We start from the raw sequence: 14,686 nt of genomic DNA, 5'->3' as shown, positions 1-14,686 counted from the left end.
AATGCAAAAACAATACGCATTCTTAGTTGATTCCGAGCGGTGCATTGGCTGCTTCACTTGTGCCATGGCCTGCCGCAATTATTACCACCAGGAAGAAGGCATCATTTGGCGTCAAGTGTATCCTTTGGCGGAAGAAATCTATCCACACCGGGAACGGGCGTTTTTCTCGCTGGCTTGCAATCACTGTGCGAACCCGGCCTGCCTCAATGTGTGTCCGGTCAACGCCTACACCAAACGGGAAAAGGACGGCGTGGTCGTCCACCATCAGGACAAATGTATCGGTTGCGGCAATTGCATTCGCTCCTGTCCTTATGGTGCGCCCAAGTACAACCCGGTGGCGAAACGCGCCGAAAAGTGCAGCATGTGTCACGAGCGTCTCGATGCCGATCTGAAACCCGCCTGCGTCCAGGCCTGTCCCACCGACGCCCTGCAACTCATCGACCTGGCGGAATTGCACCAGACCAATGAAGTACAGTATCCGGCCGGGTTTCCCAAAATGGAGTCGGTCAACCCGTCGACCCGCTTTATTCTTCCCCAAATGCCGAAGATGGTGAGGAGGTAAATATGCAGTCTCTGGAATTGCCACTTGTTCTGTTTACGGTGTTTTCGCAGGCTGCCATCGGCCTCACGCTCATGCGTGCGATACGTGTCAGCGCGGGAGGACCGAGCGGCGATGCGCAGCGTGAATGGCGTGTTATTGCCGGCCTCATGGTTGTCGGCATGATCGGATCACTGTTTCACCTGGGACACCCCTTGGGCGCTCCCAGGGCCGTCACCCACCTCGGTTCGGCCTGGCTGAGTCGCGAAGTGCTGTTCGCGGGCCTGTTCACGGGGGTCGCCGTCATTGCCGCCCTGGCGTTGATCAAGGAAAATACGACGGCGTTGGTTTGGATAGCGGCGATTCTCGGACTTGGCGTCATCACGTCGGCCGGCATGACATACGCACCGCCAGCCCTCCCCGCCATCAACAACGCGCTGCCCACAATGTTCTTCCTGACGTCGGCCGTCATTCTCGGCGCCGGATTCGGAAGTTGGTTCGCCGGCAAAGAACGCCAACCGCTCATGACGCGTATTTTCACCACCGCGCTCGTGGTCGGTCTCGTTCTTAACCTCATCGCCCCATGCGTATGGATATCCGGCGGTACAGTCATGCACATGACCGGCAAAGCCTGGTTCGCGTCCGGTTTCTACTGGACACACCTTGCCGTGCTCATCGCGTGCCTGGCCGTGCTCTGGAAAAACAAAACCATCCCCACATGGCTCCCGGTCCTCGCCCTCCTCGGCGAACTCGCCGGCCGAGCCGGCTTCTTCGCCGATACCATCCACACCGCCACCAACATCGGGGGGCTGTACTAACAGTATATCAACCGAGGCGAGGCCGAGAGGCTTCGCCTCATCAATCTTCAATCCCGACGATCATCAACTTCTTTGGCTACACCTTTAAAGGGCGTCCCATCTTTCTTTCCATCCATGAACTGGCCGGTTTCAGCGTCTCGTTTCGTCCATGTTTCGGTCTTAGAGGACGTCCGGCACGAGGTTTGCTTAAAGTCTATTTTTTCTAATACTTAGCCCAATTCTTCGTTAAGATGCCTCCCTCATGCAGCGAGGCTCTTCGAAACGCCACAATCTGCTTGGCTTAGCAAAAGACCGGTTGATGGACTCCAGAGGGAAATCTTGGCCGTACACTCGATGGTGAAAGGCGCTGGAGTCGGCGGTCAGGTCAAAGTTGAACATCTCCGGGTGGAGGGCATTGGCTATGGCTCGCAGACCGAGTACCCATTTGGGCGCGCCGAAGTCGCTGCATGGGATGGGGGCTATATGTACTCGGCTGTGGCGCACGGCCGGGAGGTCGAGTCCCAGTTCACAACATTCCTGACAGAACGTCTCGGGATCGTTAGCGATGAACGAAGATATGAAAATAACTTCGGGCGCTACATCAGCCAGCGTTTCGGTTGAGATAGTCTGCCCCGGTCGTCCAGCTAATTCGAGACGACGGTTGCAGCTCTCCCCGCCGGCCGTTTCCACGAGATGATTCTCAAACCGCTTGCCCATGATGGCGAAAAGCGGCTTACCCATGGCATAGTAAACGCTGGGCCGTTGGGTAATGTCCTCAACGCCCCGGCGCACCGGTTCGACCAGGCTGTCCAGGTACGCCGCGAGGTCTTCGGCTCCTTCCCTGCGTCCTAACACTGTTCCGAAATCGCGAATCAGCCCCAAATACCCTTCGATGCTCTGAATGCCCCGATGGAGATCGGGTAACCGCTTTTGGGCTAACAGCCATTCCCAGGCGGAAATGACCTCAGCTCGTTCCCTCACACCCATGGCCAGACACATGGACTCCACGATCTCCAGCCCCCGAGTAAAAGGGTAACCTCCTTGAAATTCTCGCTCCCTGAGACTCGGGGGCGTGATGTCGCCTCGAATGGAGACAGATGCGCCGCAGGCAGGGCAATCCGTCGACAAAGTTCTCGTATCCAGACTGCCTGAATTGAGAAGTCGGGCGCCCATAGGGCCATAGAAGTCTCGGGAATGTGTCACCCCACCGCAGGATGGACAGTAAGTGTCAAGCTGTCGTGTGCCCGGAGCGTTGAACACATACACATGGGGCAAGACCGAACGGAGTTCTCGTGCAAGGGCTTCGGTGTCCCGGATGGAAGGCTCCAAAGCTGGGTCGGCGTCTTCCAGCGGGATGAAGCGCATGAGCTGCAAAGGAATGTCCGGAGATATGGCGGCCAGTTCCCGGGCTAAGGACCACGTGTCTTCTCGATTGTCCAGGCGTTCCATGCAGGCCACTTCCACATGAACGCCGTTTTCGCGTAGCATACGGATGTTTCGTAGAACCACGGTCCCGTCTCGGCCGCCACAAGACCGTAGGCGCTCTCCACTTAAACCTTTGAACCCTATGTTGATGGCGTCCAGCAAACCCAAGAGCGGGCGTAGAGATTCATTCGTGAAGTACGCGTTGGAGGCGCAGGTGACCAAAAGTCCCCTCTCTTTGGCGGCACGGGCTACTCGCAAAAATGTCTGATAGGAGGCCAAGGGGTCGTTGAGCAGAAAGGCCACACCTCGGCATCCATCAGATAGGGCTTTGTCAGCCACGGCCTCGGGCGTCAGACGCTGCAGAGCTGCACTGTCCGGATTCATCTCTCGGGCCGTGACCGTGGCGATGCAGCCCGGGCAGTCAAAGTTGCACCCCACGGTGCTGACTTGGAAAAAAGGAGCTCCGGGGTGAAAATGAAGCAAGGGCACTGTTTCCACCGAAATGGGGCAGGCCAGAAGATAGCGGTCAGGGAACCGTTCGACGATTTCATCATCTCGGTTGGTGTAACGACCGCACAGCCCCGTACCTTCCTGAGAAATCTGACAACCCCGCTCGCAGATGAAACAACGCATGGATAACTCCTTGTCTGTCGGACGGCCTAGATTTGGCCGGGTTTGCTTATTTCCACCCACACGCCATACTCATCTCGGCGCGTCTTCGCCGTGTTGAGGCCAGCTTCGGCCAGAGCCTGAGGTAACACCCCTGGAGCCTTCCAGGCGTTTCTCGGGTCGTCGACTCCTTGTTTGGACCAGTCGGGCCGCATGGCCTTCACTTCCTCCAGAGGCTGGTAACGACTGAAACCGCAGCCCACCAATGCTTTTCCTCCAGGAGCGAGGACTCGATTGATTTCCTTGAAGGCGGTTGGCAAGTCTGTCCAGAAAGGAATTGAGCCTCGGCTGAGGAGAAGGTCTACTGAGGCGTCTGGCAGAGGCATAGCGCACACGTCATTAAGCAAAAACTGGAAACGGTCGGAAGGCAGACCGTGTTGAGCCACGTTTTCCCTTGCCAATTCCAGAGCTTTTGAGTTGGTGTCCAAACCGATCATTTCCATTTGAGTGAGCTTGGCCAGCTCGATGATGAGCGCCGCACTACCAGTTCCCACATCCAGGCAAACCCCGCTCTGGAGATCGAACTCGTCGAAAATCTGCCGGGCCAGTAAGGGATACATAGCGGCGAATCGGTGGTTTTCGTCATAACGATAAAAGTCGAGGTCTTCGTCTGTAGGCTGGGTCATGAAAGCTCCTTTCCGAGGAGGTTGTGCGACACCGAGGTATCGCCATGGGGTGGAAGGGGCGAGCGGGGGCCGCCCGTAACAGCGGTTCGCCCTCGGGGCATGAGTCGTCTAGGAGCGCAGACCTGGAAGGAGTCGGCCACAGATAAGACCGCTATATCCGCATCATAAAGCCGAGCGAGATTTTTCTGAGTGACGACCTCCTGGGGTGAACCGTCGGCCATGACCCGACCTTGGCGCAACATTAGCACATGATCGCACACCCACAGGGCGTGGTCCGGCAGATGCGTGGTCATGAGGCAGGTCATACCTTCTCGGCAAAGTCCGAGGAGGATTTCCAGAAGTTTTGCCTGGTTGCCGTAGTCGAGGCCGGTTATAGGCTCGTCGAGAACCAGAGTTTGGGCTCCTTGAGCGAGTGCTCTGGCGAGAAGGGTAAGCTGACGCTGTCCGCCACTTAAGTCGGTGTAGGGTGTCGTTGCGAGGTTTCCCAAAGAGAATCGGTCCAACGCTTCCTTGGCTCGTCGGTGGTCCTGCTTGGAAGGACGTCCGAAAAATCCGGCTCGACTCACAGTTCCCATGAGCACAACATCCAAAACCGTGTACGCGAAGGCCGGATGATGATCCTGGGGCAAATAGGCTACTTGGCGGGCCAAGGCTTTTCGAGGATAGGAGCATACATTACGTCCAGCCAGACGCACCCGACCGCCGGCAGGTCGATTCAGACCAAGCATGAGTCGCAGGAGTGTGGTTTTACCGCAACCGTTAGGCCCGAGCAGGGACAGAAATGACCCTTGACGAACGGTAAAGGAAACCCTGTTTAATATCTGGGTCCCGCCGTAAGAGAAGTTGACTTCATTAATTTCATACAGAGCCATCTTAACGCCACCCCCGTCGGGCGTTTGCCAACACTACGGGAAAAAAAGGAATGCCAAGCAAGGCGGTCAGAATGCCTAAAGGGATTTCCACGCCAAGTGCGAGTCGAGCCAGGTCGTCCACAAGCAGCAGGTAGCCTCCTCCGAGAAGGGCGGTCACGGGTAAAAGCCGGCGGTTATCTGGTCCAACCAATGCCCGGGAAGCATGAGGAACAAGTAACCCCACCCACCCCACCAATCCGGCGATAGACACGGTTAGAGCGCAGAGAACCGTGGCCAGCATTATAAGCCCAAGCCGAACCCGGCCGGCTTCGAGTCCAAGCCCCCGGGCCTCATCATCGCCAAGGCTCAGGACGTCCAGGTGGCGACCAAACAGACAGAGTCCAACCAGGCCGCCGAGAAGAGGAATGCTCGCCGCGGCTATGGTCTGCCTATCCACTCGGGACAGACCGCCCATGAGCCAGTATGTAATGGCCGGAAGCTGGTCCGTGGGATCGGCAACGTATTTGACTGCGGACAGAAGAGCAGTAAAAAGCGAGGCGCTGATGACCCCGCCGAGCACGAGCAACAGCAAACGATCCCCCCGGAAGCAACGGGCGAACCCCAAACTGAGACAAACGGCCAGGATACCGCCTGCAAAGGCGTAGGCCTGCACGGTCAGCCATGAACTGGCCCAAAGCATGCCTAGAGCTGCGCCAAAGGCTGATCCCGCCAGGACTCCTAACAGTCCCGGCGATACCAGAGGATTAACGAACATGGCCTGGAAAGCCGCTCCGGAGACGGATAAGGCCGCTCCCACCAGCACCGCGGCCAGGAGCCGTGGAACCCGAATCTCCAAGAGTACTGTTTGGATAAGCCGAAATTGTGTCTCGGAAAGGCTCCCCGTCCCTGTCAGAGCTTGGCGTAGATAGAACCATTGTTCGCTAAGACTTATGGGATATTGTCCAAGGGTTAGCGAGATAACCGCCAGCGTTACCAGAAAAAAGGCTAAGATCGCTGGGACTCGTCCCTGGCTTCTGTTAGCCGCCATCACGAGCGAGCTTGACGCATGGGGAGGTTTCCTCCCCCTCGAGTGAGGATGGACTGGGCCTCGGCAGGACTGAGTTCTTTTTGTAAAAACAGCTTGAAGAACTCCTGAGTTTCTTTGATCATATCATAGTGGAAGACGTCAGGGTACAGGCTCTGGGCCAGCCATTTTAGGCACAGAATACGCATGAACGAAGGAGGTCGATCGAACCAACCAAAGGGCTTGTCGGGCAACAAGTAGACCCGGCCGGTTTGTACGGCAGGTATGTCTCTCCACAAAGGTGAGGACAAAATCATATCCCGACAGCCAGCATCCTGGACCACGATAGCCTGAGGAGCGTAGCCTAGCACTCTCTCCATGGTGACTCGATCCCTACCGTATCGCTTGGTCTGGGGGGTGGTGTGGACATTGACCCCTCCTGCCAAGTTCAGAAGGTAGGCGTGAAACGACTCTCGGCCGTCGGTGTATAGCCCGTCTCTCCCCTCGGCGTAATACACGGTCAGGCGTTTATCCTCTGGGATGGAGGTTAGGCCAACCCGAACATCGTCCAGAACCTTTTCTGCATAGGCAGCCAGGGTCTCGCCTCGCTTTTTTTGTCCCAATACATCGCCCAAAAAGCGCAGCGCACCTGGGTAGTCTTCGATATTTCTACTGTTGACGTGGATAACGGGGGCGTTAAGGCTTTGGAAAAACGACTCGGCGGCGGCATAGGGTTGAGCCATTGTACCGCTGACAACCAGGTCCGGGTTGGCCTTGACCACGGCTTCTTTATTCGGCGTCTTGGCCTGGCCGAAGAAACCACCAAGAACCGGCAACCCGCGGGTGCAAGGGACAAGTAAAGGCAGAACGGCCTTGTTGGGCTGGTAGTTCCAACCATTCAGGAGGCATGGGGCCACAGCGTAGACGAGCAAGGTGTCCGGCGGGGAAAGGGCGTAGATTCGTTGTGGGGTCTCCGGGATTTCCACTGTTTTTCCGAGCTGATCTGTAACGACTCTTGTCTGAGCCAAGGCCTGTTTCCCAACGAGGCAGAAGCAAAAAAAGACGATCAGTGCCAAACACATTCCACACTGGCGAGGTCTGGTTTGGTCTATGATGTTCCTGAAGACGAGGAAGTGATTTGTACAGTACATTTTGATCCTTACGGCTTATTTTATTGATGATCCGGGGCGCGTTCAGACTCTTCTCGTCCGTAGATGCTGAGGGAACCACCGTCGCAGAGTCTGCCTTTCGCGTCGCTTCGCATGAGAGTTTTTCCCGGATAAGATTTTACTATAAAAAATATGTTTTTCAAGAAAAATTAAACAATCACTTATACTTATATTTTCGTGACAACTGTTTTCTTGCCTAAAAAAATGTCACTTCTTGTTTTCATACTTTTGATAAACAGCTCTATCCATCACGGAGTATATCGGCGCTGTTACCTTCGCTCCGAGTATGGTTAACACGTATGGGCATGGCACGTGTCTGGCTCTAAATTTCAAATTCGCCATTCTTTTTGTCCAGGCCAAGTAGCCGGTTGTGAAAAACTCAAGGCTCAGTCGGGCTAATTCAAATTTTAACTCCAGTATGCCATAGTAACTCCTCGTAAGGAGATTCATATGGGACGGTATCCAAAAGGCAAGGAGCTTCTTGAGCAAGCAAGATGCGCTTTAAGCAAAGCGAAGACTGTCGACGAATTCCGACAGCTCCAAGCCGTTGTTTTTTCCATTGGAAATGGGGATTTCTCTTGAGCAAACGGCTCTTTTGATAGGTCGCTCTCTACGATGAACTTCCCAGGCCAGGACTGAATTCATCCAGGCTGGTGCGTGTACGGTCAATCAAAAGCTTGGAACAGGTGGAAGAAGGCTTCAAAACCTGACACCTGAAGCAGAGAAAGATCTTCTTGAGCCGTTTCTTCAGAAAGCTAAAGAAGGAGGAATCCTTGTCGTGAACGAGGTCTATCAAGCTCTCGAAAAAAGGCTTGGACGGAAGGTTCCTCTCTCCTCAGCCTATAACCTTGATCCTGCTACAGAGTTGTGAACACGACGTTAACCACTCTTTTCAAAGCCCAGGATTCGTACAAGCAATAAACATAGTACAATTAAGATGCACCAGAGTGATGTAATTATAAATACAGTAAGCATCAAATACCGGCGCCCCATCGGTGAACCGGGATTCCGCGATATTCCTCTAGAATTCCGACAAGAATGTTCACTGGCCACCCATAAAAACCAATAAAATCAACACTCCTTAAACATTCACCAAGAATGGCATTCAAGAGGCCGTAGATTCAATTCTCTCCAGCCCACCAGAAAAACATTCAAGGTCTGGAAGTTCGACTTTCAGGCCTTTTCTTTTGGACTGCTCTCAGGTTCTGCCCCCGTCTTTGAGGGAAAACCGAACTTGGAGAGCCTGTCTTTGATGGAGAACCAACCAACCCCATTGACGGCCTCATGGCTATAGATATATAGATAATAAATCTACCAGACAGAGCGAGCGCACGCCCCTTCTAACCGAAAAAACAAAAAAGTGATATATACTTAGACCAGGAGGAATAGTGCTCGGATTTTGATCGGCAGGATAGAACACAAAGTGGATTTTCGAATGTGTCTCAGTTCTTCGAATCCACTGTTTTTTCTTACTTCAGCTTACCGAGAGCGTTATGCGCGCATTTATCAGCTACAATAGTATTGATCAAAAAGTTGCAGATAAACTGAACAAAGCCCTTATGAAGGTACTGCCGGGCTTTGCTTCGTATTTTGCCCCGCGCAGTAATATTGGCGGCGCTTACTGGTTGCCGCAACTCGGCGAGGAGATCGAGCGCGCGGATATCGTGCTGCTTTTACTCGGCAGCCACGTCGGGACGTGGCAGGAGCTAGAGTATTACGAAGCCCTACGCCTAAACCGCACCAACGAGAAACCACACATTATCCCTATTCTCCTTGGCGAAGAGAGTCCGGGCTTGCAGTTTTTACACCAACTTCACCGCCTTCGTTTTGACGACAATCATTTTGATCGTGTAATCGACCAGATCAGCGCAGTCGTTCAGAACGCTGATGTAGGAGCAGCGAGGCAGCCTCTTTGGCGCGAGATCAATCCCTACTGTGGGCTGCAGGCCATGGGCTCGGCAGATGCAGCCCATTTCTTCGGTCGTGAGGACCTAACAGACCAGATCATCGCCCAGCTTCATTCTCACCGGAATAAAGTGTTGACCCTCGTAGGTAACTCCGGTGTGGGGAAATCATCCATCGTCAATGCCGGGGTTTTGGCCGCCCTACGCAGTCAACTCCGGCCTGTGGATATGAATCTTCCCTGGCCCAAAGGGCTACTAGATAGTGTGGCGTGGCTACCCGTGGTGATCCGACCTGGGGAGCGCCCCTTGTTGGCGCTGGCGCGCGGGTTTAACCAGACCTGGATCAGTGATGACTCAGCTCGGGTTGAGGCCCAGGCATTGCAGTGGGAGAATAATTTCAAAAACGGTGCCGACCTCAGCGGGCTTATCCAAGTAGCGCAAGACTGTATCGCTGAGCGCACCAAAGCCGCGCCGCCAGCGCGATTTCTCTTGTATATAGACCAGGGGGAAGAACTCTACTCCCGCTCCGGGACGAACGAGGCTAAGCGATTCTCAGAGCTGGTGGCCGCTGCGGTGGGCATGCCTGAGTTCTCCGTCCTGACCAGTCTACGTTCGGACTTTTACGGTCACCTCCAGGATGATCAGGCACTGTTTGATGTGACGGAACGCATTGATGTGCCGTCATTGACCCGCGAACAGCTCGAAAAGGTGATTCATAAGCCTGCCGATATGTTGGGGGCGCGCTTTGAATCTGCTGAAATCGTGTCGATGATTGCTGAGGCAACCGCGAAAGAGAGCGGCGCTCTGCCGCTGCTTTCGTATATGATGACCGAGACCTGGGAGACCATGCGCCGTGACGAGACGTCGGATGGCGTGATGCGCTTCGCTGCCGGTTTTGATATGGGCAAGTCTCTTGCACTCCGGGCAGAACGATTCCTGGAACAACATGCTAAAGATGAGAGGGAACTGCAACGGTTGTTTACACTGCGCCTCACCCATGTGCCGAAACAAGGTGATGTGGTTCGCCGTCAGGCAACGAAAACGGAGTGTACTCCTAAAGAATGGGGGCTTTCTCAAGAATTAACGGGAAAAGATTGGCGGTTGCTGGTCACCTCCGAACAAGCCGGTGGGCCATCCGTTGAGGTGGGCCACGAAGCGTTGTTACGCGCTTGGCCTCGATTGACTCGCTGGCTGGATCAGGAACGAGAATTCCTCATCTGGAAAGGTCAACTAGAGGCGGCCCGTCTGGAATGGGAGTCCGCCCCGCAGGAGAAAAAGGACACCGCGGTGCTCATGGGCCTACCGCTCGAAACGGCCTGTTTTTGGATGCGGGCAAGGGAAGCATCATTAGCAGGGCCTGACGTGATGTTCATACAACAAAGCATGAAGCTTGATGCGGCGCGAACGGCCTCTGCAGCAAAGCTGCGCCGGTGGATGATGGCGTTAGTCGCAGCTGTCGTCGTCGTCTTGTTAATATTGTGGGGGAAAACCTCTCAAATGAACGCTTCACTGGAGACGCAACTGTTCGCGACACGCATTGAGCAGGGGCGGTATCGGGCAGCCACGGCTAAAGCCCTCTACGAGCAAGGCCTGTTCACCGAAGCGTTGACTGTGGCAATGTCGATATTTCCGAGGGATATGCGTAGCCAGTGGCCCCGCATAGAGCAGGAGGCGTCAGTATACCACATTATTCGTGCAGCCATAGGCCGAGTCAACCTTGTGTGCGTGCTGCGTGGCCATGGAGATGGAGTGAGCAGCGAGGCGTATTCACCGGACGGGACGCGCATCGTCACCGCCTCGCATGATGGCACCGCCCGGATCTGGGACGCAACCACGGGCAAAGAATTGGCCGTGCTGCGCGGAGATGGGGACCCAGTGAATAGCGCGGCGTATTCACCAGACGGGACGCGCATCGTCACCGCCTCGCATGATGGCACCGCCCGGATCTGGGACGCAACCACGGGCAAAGAATTGGCCGTGCTGCGCGGATATGGGGACCCAGTGAATAGCGCGGCGTATTCACCAGACGGGACGCGCATCGTCACCGCCTCGGATGATGATACCGTCCGGGTATGGGACGCGGACACGGGCAAACAGCTGGCCGTGCTACGCGGCCATGATTTTAGCGTGACCAGCGCTGAATATTCCCCGGACGGGACGCGTATCGTCACTGCTTCCTGGGATAATACAGCCCGGATCTGGGATGCTGCCACGGGCAAACAGTTGGCCGTGCTGAGCGGCCATGGTGATTCTGTGGTAAACGCTACGTTTTCACCAGACGGGACGCGCATCGTCACCGCTTCCAGGGATAATTTAGCCAGGGTCTGGGATGCAGCCACGGGCAAACAGTTGGCCGTGCTGCGCGGACATGATTCTTGGGTGGATAGCGCTGCGTTTTCACCGGACGGGACGCGCATCGTCACAGCCTCGCCTGACGATACTGCCCGGGTATGGGATGCAGCCACGGGCAAACAGCTGGCCGTGCTGAGCGGCCATGACAATGGGGTGACCAGCGCTGAATATTCCCCGGACGGAACGCGTATCGTCACTGCTTCCTGGGATAATACAGCCCGGATCTGGGACCCGGCCATGGCCCAAGGACGAGCTGTCCTGCACGGACATGATTCTACTGAGACCAACGTTGCGTATTCCCCAGACGGACCGCGCATCGTCACCGCCTCGGATGATGACACCGCCCAGGTCTGGGATCCGGCCATGGCCGAAAGGCTGGGGGTGCGGCTCGAACATGGTATTATTACGACCTGTGCGGCGTTTTCACCGGACAGTACACGCATCGTCACCGCTTCCGTGGATCATACCGCCCGAATCTGGGACGCAGCCATGGGCAAAGAGCTGATCGTGTTGCACGGCCATGACTTATCGTTCACAAACACAGCGTTTTCACCAGACGGGACGCGCATCGTCACCGCTTCCTGGGATAATTTAGCCAGGGTCTGGGATGCTGCCACGGGCAAAGAACTGTCCGTGCTGCGCGGCCATGATTCTAGGGTGAACAGCGCTGAATATTCCCCGGACGGGACGCGCATCGTCACCGCCTCGGATGATGACACCGCCCGGATTTGGGACGCGGTCACGGATAAAGAATTGGCTGTGCTGCGCGGCCATGACAATGGGGTGGAGAGTGCGGCGTATTCCCCGGACGGTACACGCATCGTCACTGCCTCGGATGATGGCACCGCCCGAATCTGGGACGCGGCCACGGGCAAACAACTAGCCGTGCTGCGCGGCCATGATTCTAGGGTGTATAGCGCTGCGTTTTCACCGGACGGGACGCGCATCGTCACCGCCTCGGATGATGACACCGCCCGGATTTGGGACGCGGTCACGGATAAAGAATTGGCTGTGCTGCGCGGCCATGACGAGGAGGTGATGAGTGCGGCGTATTCCCCGGACGGTACACGCATCGTCACTGCCTCGGGAGATTGCACCGCCCGAATCTGGGACGCGGCCACGGGCAAACAACAGGTCATGCTCCACGGACATACTGATGGTTTAAGCACAGCGGCGTTTTCGCCGGACGGAACGCGTATCGTCACCGCCGCTGTGGACGACATCGTCCGGGTATGGGAGAGCCTCCCGTTGGAAGCACTCCTGGATTCGTCCCGACGTCTGCTGGACCGCATAAAACCCCTCAACCATGCGCAAGAGTGCAAGTACTTCCTGCGTGTTGACGGATGCGAAGAACACTGAGCCCTGCAGAACCTTCAACAGAGTGCCGCAGCATAAGGAACACGCCATGTGTGAAGACAAACATGACCGGCTCGCCCTGTACACGCTCTATCTCGAGACCGCCGAGAAGATCAGCGACAGGCGCTATCGAACTAATGGCTGGATGCTCAGCGTCAATACGGCCATTATTGGTTTCTATGGTTACCTCAAAAAAGGAAGTGTGATTGGGCCAGACGACGCCATGATTTGGATGTTGGCCATTCCAGTGACCGGCGTGTTTGTCTGTTTGACCTGGCTCGCCTTGCTGTCCTCCTTTCAGAAGCTCAACAAGGCGAAATTTATACTGCTGCATGAAATTGAAGCCAATCTGGCTCTCCCTCTTTTTAAACGCGAGCAGGAAATCTATAACGCATTAGGTCGACGTCCCTTTTCGGGCGTCGAGGGAAGAGTTCCCTGGGGATTCATTGGGCTATATGCAATCCTAATACTTGCTGCTCTATTTTAACTTCGTGCACAGTGACCCTGCTACAGAGCTGTGGACACGAAGCAAAACCACGATTCTGACAATCAAACAAGAGACGTAGATGAATCACTCTATAGCAGGCTTACCTCGTCACCCAACTCCATCAGCAATCATTCCCCAACTTCCAAAATATCAACTAACCGAGACAATCCCAAAGTCAGTTCGCGTTTTGTGTTGGTTGCCGTCAGGCAAATTCGAACGGCTGGAGGTATCTTTGGGCTTCCCACGGCGAACTGTTCGGCGCAGTTGATATTCACCCCACGCTGTCGAGCCTGCGCCTCAAAGGCGTATCCTGACCATGGTTGAGGGAGTTGGTACCAGACGTAAAAACCTTTGCCGAACACGGTGTTCGCGGAAAACGGAAGCATGGAACGGGCTATGCGATTTCGACGCATTGCTTCCGAAATTTTGGCTTGAATGACTCGTTCAACCACCCCTTCGACGAGGGCATTGCAAATAATGGCCGTATTCAACGCTGGGGCCATCCAAATGGTATTGTATACCGCTGCCGCTAACCGCTCGCGCAGGGGGGCGGACGCGACAACGAATGCGACTCGCAAACCGGCATGGAGAATCTTGGAAAAGCTCCCGATAAAGACGCTCTGGCCCGGCACAAACGACGACATAGCCGGTTGCGCTTCGTTCGCCAGGAAATAGTAGGGATCGTCCTCTATCAGAAGCAAACCATGTTCTTCAATAATGTTGAGCAACTCATGGCGACGACTGGCGCACATGGTCGTTCCTGTGGGATTGTGGAACGCAGGCATGAGGTAAATGCCTTTTATCACCCGACTTGTGCAGGCGGCCCGCAACCTGGTGGGTATCATGCCTTCTTTATCCATTTCGATAGGCGCTAACCGAATATTCATCATGGCCGCCAGATTCTTCATACCGGAATACGTGAGACAATCGACAGCAATGATATCGCCGGGCGTACAACACGCCATCAGCGTGCACGTCAACGCATGTTGCGCGCCTGCCGTGACGACCACCCGATCAATGCCGACATCAAACCCAAACAATTTGGCCCACTCGGCACCGATCTCACGATGTTCCGGGAGCCCGACCGGTTCGCTGTAACATCGGAACGTGGATAACTCTTGTTTCGCGGCCAGCTTGGCGAATCCGTCCTCCAATGACGGCTCCAAATGGTTAAGCGAAAACACGATGCCCATCTCTATAGCACCCGTCGCAAACAGCGTGGACTTGGGTTTTTCAAGGGTTTTGGCAACGCCCGACGGAACAAACGTCCCCCGCCCGACGGTTCCCTTAACCAGCCCCCGGCGCTCTGCCTCCCGATATGCTCTCGAAATGGTCGTCAGATTGACAGAAAGCGCGTCCGCCAGCTCTCGTTGCGGCGGTAACTGGGCTCCCGGCAAGACTTTGCCTTCACGGATGTCCGCTTCAAGGGCATCGACAATAGCAATGTATTTGGAACTCGTTGAACTGAGTTGCGATGGACGCCACATT

Annotated in this window: 11 protein-coding genes; 5 read left to right on the top strand and 6 right to left on the bottom strand. The window is 55.3% G+C overall.

Annotated elements, in window-relative coordinates:
• Position 1: 1 nt before the first annotated feature.
• Entirely contained in the window at positions 2 to 562 is a 561-nt protein-coding gene (locus G451_RS0101755; protein ID WP_027182922.1) for a 4Fe-4S dicluster domain-containing protein, read from the top strand.
• Between the two features lie 2 nt (positions 563 to 564).
• On the top strand, positions 565 to 1,356 hold the full coding sequence (locus G451_RS0101750; RefSeq protein WP_027182921.1) for a dimethyl sulfoxide reductase anchor subunit family protein: 792 nt from the start codon (positions 565 to 567) through the stop codon (positions 1,354 to 1,356).
• Positions 1,357 to 1,581: 225 nt separating this feature from the next.
• Here G451_RS0101750 and G451_RS0101745 read toward each other — a convergent pair whose 3' ends face one another.
• Genes G451_RS0101745 through G451_RS26925 form a run of 5 tightly spaced genes read right to left on the bottom strand, consistent with a single transcriptional unit; the run spans position 1,582 to position 6,958 of the window.
• The gene (locus G451_RS0101745) at positions 1,582 to 3,393 is read right to left on the bottom strand and encodes a radical SAM protein (RefSeq protein WP_027182920.1); all 1,812 of its coding nucleotides are present in this window, start codon (positions 3,391 to 3,393) and stop codon (positions 1,582 to 1,584) included.
• Positions 3,394 to 3,419: 26 nt separating this feature from the next.
• Positions 3,420 to 4,055: a class I SAM-dependent methyltransferase gene (locus G451_RS0101740; protein WP_027182919.1), complete on the bottom strand. Its 636-nt coding sequence runs from the start codon at positions 4,053 to 4,055 to the stop codon at positions 3,420 to 3,422.
• Positions 4,052 to 4,927 (bottom strand): ABC transporter ATP-binding protein, encoded by an 876-nt coding sequence (locus G451_RS26930; protein ID WP_084448307.1) that lies wholly within the window; start codon positions 4,925 to 4,927, stop codon positions 4,052 to 4,054. The genes G451_RS0101740 and G451_RS26930 overlap by 4 nt, the downstream gene beginning before the upstream one ends.
• Position 4,928: 1 nt before the next feature.
• Positions 4,929 to 5,954: a FecCD family ABC transporter permease gene (locus G451_RS0101730; RefSeq protein ID WP_027182918.1), complete on the bottom strand. Its 1,026-nt coding sequence runs from the start codon at positions 5,952 to 5,954 to the stop codon at positions 4,929 to 4,931.
• Positions 5,954 to 6,958, bottom strand: coding sequence for an ABC transporter substrate-binding protein (locus G451_RS26925; protein ID WP_245587752.1), 1,005 nt, complete (start codon positions 6,956 to 6,958; stop codon positions 5,954 to 5,956). Before G451_RS26925 ends, G451_RS0101730 begins: the two co-directional genes overlap by 1 nt.
• 591 nt (positions 6,959 to 7,549) lie before the next feature.
• On the opposite strand from G451_RS26925, the gene G451_RS35160 reads away from it, so the two are divergent.
• The 3 genes from G451_RS35160 to G451_RS0101705 all read left to right on the top strand — a co-directional run bounded on the left by G451_RS35160 (position 7,550) and on the right by G451_RS0101705 (position 13,198).
• Complete coding sequence (locus G451_RS35160; RefSeq protein WP_281171538.1) at positions 7,550 to 7,681, top strand: hypothetical protein; 132 nt, start codon at positions 7,550 to 7,552, stop codon at positions 7,679 to 7,681.
• Positions 7,682 to 8,592: 911 nt separating this feature from the next.
• Positions 8,593 to 12,714, top strand: a complete 4,122-nt coding sequence (locus G451_RS26920) for an nSTAND1 domain-containing NTPase (protein WP_051261012.1) — start codon at positions 8,593 to 8,595, stop codon at positions 12,712 to 12,714.
• Positions 12,715 to 12,760: 46 nt separating this feature from the next.
• The gene (locus tag G451_RS0101705; RefSeq protein WP_027182916.1) at positions 12,761 to 13,198 is read left to right on the top strand and encodes a RipA family octameric membrane protein; all 438 of its coding nucleotides are present in this window, start codon (positions 12,761 to 12,763) and stop codon (positions 13,196 to 13,198) included.
• Between the two features lie 128 nt (positions 13,199 to 13,326).
• Here G451_RS0101705 and G451_RS0101700 read toward each other — a convergent pair whose 3' ends face one another.
• Complete coding sequence (locus tag G451_RS0101700) at positions 13,327 to 14,685, bottom strand: aminotransferase-like domain-containing protein (protein ID WP_027182915.1); 1,359 nt, start codon at positions 14,683 to 14,685, stop codon at positions 13,327 to 13,329.
• Between the last annotated feature and the right edge of the window lies 1 nt (position 14,686).

Origin of the sequence: Desulfovibrio inopinatus DSM 10711 (genome assembly GCF_000429305.1) — a bacterium.
Taxonomy (GTDB): Bacteria; Desulfobacterota; Desulfovibrionia; order Desulfovibrionales; family Desulfovibrionaceae; genus Alteridesulfovibrio; species Alteridesulfovibrio inopinatus.
This window is presented reverse-complemented; position numbering and strand designations above follow the sequence as displayed.

What these genes read in the sequence shown, in the direction of transcription:
- G451_RS0101755 (WP_027182922.1), top strand. Translation starts at nt 2, where the DNA reads ATGCAAAAACAATACGCATTCTTAGTTGATTCCGAGCGGTGCATTGGC.
- G451_RS0101750 (WP_027182921.1), top strand. Translation starts at nt 565, where the DNA reads ATGCAGTCTCTGGAATTGCCACTTGTTCTGTTTACGGTGTTTTCGCAG.
- G451_RS0101745 (WP_027182920.1), bottom strand. Translation starts at nt 3,393, where the DNA reads ATGCGTTGTTTCATCTGCGAGCGGGGTTGTCAGATTTCTCAGGAAGGT.
- G451_RS0101740 (WP_027182919.1), bottom strand. Translation starts at nt 4,055, where the DNA reads ATGACCCAGCCTACAGACGAAGACCTCGACTTTTATCGTTATGACGAA.
- G451_RS26930 (WP_084448307.1), bottom strand. Translation starts at nt 4,927, where the DNA reads ATGGCTCTGTATGAAATTAATGAAGTCAACTTCTCTTACGGCGGGACC.
- G451_RS0101730 (WP_027182918.1), bottom strand. Translation starts at nt 5,954, where the DNA reads ATGGCGGCTAACAGAAGCCAGGGACGAGTCCCAGCGATCTTAGCCTTT.
- G451_RS35160 (WP_281171538.1), top strand. Translation starts at nt 7,550, where the DNA reads ATGGGACGGTATCCAAAAGGCAAGGAGCTTCTTGAGCAAGCAAGATGC.
- G451_RS26920 (WP_051261012.1), top strand. Translation starts at nt 8,593, where the DNA reads ATGCGCGCATTTATCAGCTACAATAGTATTGATCAAAAAGTTGCAGAT.
- G451_RS0101705 (WP_027182916.1), top strand. Translation starts at nt 12,761, where the DNA reads ATGTGTGAAGACAAACATGACCGGCTCGCCCTGTACACGCTCTATCTC.
- G451_RS0101700 (WP_027182915.1), bottom strand. Translation starts at nt 14,685, where the DNA reads ATGTGGCGTCCATCGCAACTCAGTTCAACGAGTTCCAAATACATTGCT.